This is a genomic window from Rhizomicrobium sp. (assembly GCF_056722145.1).
Genome location: NZ_JBWZET010000096.1, coordinates 1 through 3,996, shown reverse-complemented (window position 1 = coordinate 3,996; position 3,996 = coordinate 1). Strand labels below are relative to the sequence as shown.

The following is a 3,996-nucleotide window of genomic DNA, read 5'->3' as shown; positions in this document are numbered from 1 at the left end:
GAGTGAATTCATCGGCGCCGCGCGGCAAAGACCTCGCGGTGACCGAGCAGCGGCGATTTCCACGGCGACGCCGCCTATCAGTATGCGTCGGCCTCCGAAATACGGGGGCATAATACTTAATCCATCCCCGCGCGCCATCCATGATAGCCGCCCGCATCTAATGCGTCACAGGAACAATGCTGCGGCTGTCGGGAATAGTCGGAGTATGAGAGTAGAGTAGATGCACTTCTTAAGAGGTGAAAAATTCTACGATGACAACACAGCAGGGAATACAGTAAATAGCCATAAAATCTCAAAATGTATGTCTCGTTCATCTACATGAACGGCTGCATGTTCTGTCCATGATTATCACGTTTTCGTCTGGCCTCTTGCCATCGACTCATGTTCCGCATATGTTCCATGTGTTGTTTTGGAGGTCACACCCAGGAACAGGCGCGCGGTGCTTGCCGCGGCCGGGCCAGGCACAGTCGTTGGGATGTCATACAGGTGCAGGGTGCGTCCGCGCGCATCCGCCGATCGGAACGCAGCCAGCCGCGTTTCTGATCCGAAAGCCATGGGAAAGAGCGGCGGTGCCGTCGTCCGCGTTCGCGTTGCGAACGCGCCGTGCGCCAAAGCTCATGGGGGAGGCGGATTTCGATCCGCCTCTTGGCGTATTTAGGGGGAGCGCCAACACCAGGACAGCCTGCGCGCGACAGTACTGGCGAAGGCTGGCTGGGGGACTAGGATTCGAACCTAGATAGGCAGAGTCAGAGTCTGCAGTCCTACCGTTAGACGATCCCCCAACGGAGGCGCGCTTCTAGCCTCTTTTGCCCTCCCATTTCAAGGATATGCACGCCGGGCCGGGCCAAGTGATACGGTCGCAGGGGTGCGTCGGGTGTCGCACCGGCCGCGGGGGCTTGAGAAGCCGGGCGGATGGCGTCAGAAACGGGCCCGAGCGGGGTGGGAAAGCTATGGAAAATCCAGGGAAAAGGCGGCGACGGCGGCGGTCCTTGCCGGTGCTGGCGGCCCTGGACCTCGGCACCAACAACTGCCGGCTGTTGATCGCGACTCCGGGCGGCGAAGGGGGGATGCGGATCGTCGATTCGTTTTCCCGCATCGTCCGGCTCGGCGAAGGCGTGGCGCGGGCGGGGGTGTTGTCCGAGGCGGCGATGGACCGGACCGTGGCCGCGCTCAAGGTCTGCGCCGCCCGGATGGACAAGGCCAAGGTGCGCCATGTTCGCGCCGTGGCGACCGAGGCTTGCCGCCAGGCCGCCAATGCGCCGGTTCTGGTCGAGCGGGCGGCGCGCGAGGCGGGCATTGCCCTCACGGTGATTTCGTCCGCCGAGGAAGCGCGGCTGGCGGCGCTCGGCTGCGCCCCGCTGATCGGCGAGGACTATGACGGCGCCCTGGTGTTCGACATCGGCGGCGGCTCGAGCGAGGTGATCTGGCTGAAGCGCGAGCATGGCAAGGCGCTGATCACCCATTTCGCCTCGGTGCCGCTGGGGGTGATGACGCTGGCGGAATTGAACGGCGGTGGCGAGACCAGCCGGTACGCCGCCATGTACGACGACATGCGGGCACGCTTTACCGCCGTCCGCCGCGACATGGAGCGCAAAGGCGTGTTCGAGGAGCCCCGCCATCACCTGCTCGGCACCTCGGGAACGGTGACGACGCTCGCCGGGGTTGTGCTGAAGCTGCCGCGCTATGTTCGCTCCAAGGTGGATGCCTCGTGGCACGATTGCTCCGACGTGCTCAAACTCGCCGCAGAGTTGATCGGATTCGACCGCAAGGCGCGGGCCCAGCTTGGCTGCATCGGGCCGGAACGGGCGGATTTGATCGTGCCGGGCTGTGCGATTTTCACCGCCATCCACGATGTCTGGCCGTGCACGCGGCTCAGGGTGGCCGACCGGGGCCTGCGCGAAGGCATACTGCGCGAACTGCTGGCGGAGGCGCGGCGATGAGACTGGTGCGCCCGTTTTCGTGTATATGGTCCGCCAGTCTGGCGATTTGGATTTGAGCGATGGCAGGCAATAACGATCGGCGGGTGCGCAGCACGCGCGGACGCACGGCCTCTTCGGTGCGCTGGCTTGAACGCCAGCTCAACGATCCCTATGTCGCTGCCGCCAAGGCCAAGGGCTATCGCAGCCGCGCCGCCTTCAAGCTCAAGGAACTCGACCAGCGCTTCCGGCTGCTGAAGCGGGGCGGCCGCGTGCTCGATCTCGGCGCCGCGCCGGGCGGCTGGAGCCAGATTGCGCGCGAGCGGATCGGGGACGACGGCATCGTCGTCGCTGCCGACATTCTGGAGATGGAGCCGATCACCGGCGTCACCTTCCTGCAGCTCGACATGCTCGATGACGACGCGCCCGACCGCATCAAGGCGGCGCTCAACGGCCAGGCCGATCTGGTGATGACCGACATGGCGGCGCCGACCACCGGCCACCGCGGCACCGATCACGTCCGCACCCTCGCCCTGTTCGAAGCCGCGTTCGATCTGGCGGTGGAGGTGCTGCATCCCGGCGGCGCCTTCATCGGCAAGGTGTTTCAGGGCGGCGCCACCAACGCCATCCTCGCCCAGGTGAAGAAGCGCTTCGCCGACGTCAAACACGTCAAACCCCCGGCCTCCCGCGCGGAATCGGTGGAACTCTACCTCGTCGCTCTCGGCTTCAAGGGGTGAGCGGCGCTCGACTGTGTTCGTGGAAATTACGCGTTTTGATTGTCTTGGTGCCCGTCTATAATGCCGTCTCGCGAGTAGGGGGAGACGATGCAGCCGACGTTGGCCATGATAACGGTGGCGCACAAGCTGGCGCGGTTTATTGCCGGTAACGCGCTGGTGCTGCCGCCCGACCTGTTCACGCGCGACGCCGTCATCGTCGAAAATTTTGCACCCTATATATTCCGTGACATCACGCTGTGGGAGACCAAGATGCGCGAGCATCTCGCCGGGATCAGCAGCCTCCAATACGACTTCGGCGCCCCGGTCGATTTCATGCTGGATCGCGACACGGCCTATTTCGCGCTGCCGACGCGCTGGGCCGGCCTCAACCACACCACGCCGTTCGAGGAACTCGGCGGCTGGTCTCTGGTGCTGAAGCTGGTAAACGGCGACTGGCGCCTCGCCGGCTACGGCTGGGCGGTAATTGAAACCACCGTGCCGCAATAGGCATCTTTCCCACATGTATTGCGCGGATTGGCCGCGCATCGATGCCCCAAACTCGTCATCGCCCGCCCCTAAAGACCGACGCCGAAAACCTCAGGCGTGGATGAATATGGGCGTGGAACCGATCGCGAAGCCGTCGACCGACTGCTTTTCGCCGCAGGAAATCGAAGCGAACGTCGAAAAGCTCGGCGTCAAGAAAGCGCGTTCGCCAATCGCCGCCAGCCTGCTGCAGGCGTTCCTCGCCGGTCTTTATATCGGTCTCGGCGGATTGTTCTTCTGCATCGTGCTTGCCGATTCGACGCTCGGGTTCGCAGCACAGCGCCTGCTCGGCGGCCTGGTATTCGCGCTTGGTCTCGGGCTGGTTGCGATCGCCGGCGCCGAACTCTTCACCGGCAACACGCTGCTCGCGGTGGCGTGGGCCGAGGGCCACATCAAGGCGTGGGAAGTCGGCAAGAACTGGGCGCTGATCTGGATCGGCAATTTCGCCGGCGCGCTGGTCCTCGTCGGCCTCGTGTTCATGTCGCATCATTGGGCGATGAACAACGGCGCCGTCGGGGCTGCGGTGATCAAGCTGGCGATCTCGAAGCTGACGCCCGATTTCATCACGATCTTTTTCAAGGGCGTGCTCTGCAACGTGCTTGTCTGCCTGGCGATGTGGATGAGCTATGCCGGCCGCACCGTCAGCGACAAGATGCTGGGTTTGGTGCTGCCGGTGACCGCCTTCATCGCCGCCGGCTTCGAGCACTGCATCGCCAACATGTATCTATTACCGCTCGCCTGGGTGCTGGTGACGACGGGCCATGCGCCGGTGGGGCTCGACGTGTCGGCGGTGACGCTCGGTGCCATCGTGCACAACCTGA

4 protein-coding genes and 1 tRNA gene are annotated in these 3,996 nt (G+C 64.0%); 4 read left to right on the top strand and 1 reads right to left on the bottom strand.

The features are described 5' to 3' along the window. Positions 1-708: 708 nt before the first annotated feature. A tRNA-Gln gene (locus AC1P6P_RS05455) sits at positions 709-782 on the bottom strand. 213 nt (positions 783-995) lie between these two features. On the opposite strand from AC1P6P_RS05455, the gene AC1P6P_RS05450 reads away from it, so the two are divergent. From AC1P6P_RS05450 to AC1P6P_RS05435, 4 genes are all read left to right on the top strand, one after another. Continuing rightward, on the top strand, positions 996-1,940 hold the full coding sequence (locus AC1P6P_RS05450; RefSeq protein WP_481401422.1) for a Ppx/GppA phosphatase family protein: 945 nt from the start codon (positions 996-998) through the stop codon (positions 1,938-1,940). A 59-nt stretch (positions 1,941-1,999) separates the two neighbouring features. Then, on the top strand, positions 2,000-2,653 hold the full coding sequence (locus tag AC1P6P_RS05445; protein WP_481401421.1) for an RlmE family RNA methyltransferase: 654 nt from the start codon (positions 2,000-2,002) through the stop codon (positions 2,651-2,653). Between the two features lie 87 nt (positions 2,654-2,740). Next, on the top strand, positions 2,741-3,139 hold the full coding sequence (locus AC1P6P_RS05440; protein ID WP_481401420.1) for a hypothetical protein: 399 nt from the start codon (positions 2,741-2,743) through the stop codon (positions 3,137-3,139). A 112-nt stretch (positions 3,140-3,251) separates the two neighbouring features. Beyond that, positions 3,252-3,996 (top strand): formate/nitrite transporter family protein (locus tag AC1P6P_RS05435; protein WP_481401419.1); only part of this gene is annotated, 745 nt, incomplete at its 3' end.

Excerpts from the sequence above, each read along its gene's own strand:
- AC1P6P_RS05445 (WP_481401421.1), top strand. The coding sequence starts at position 2,000 with ATGGCAGGCAATAACGATCGGCGGGTGCGCAGCACGCGCGGACGCACG.
- AC1P6P_RS05440 (WP_481401420.1), top strand. The coding sequence starts at position 2,741 with ATGCAGCCGACGTTGGCCATGATAACGGTGGCGCACAAGCTGGCGCGG.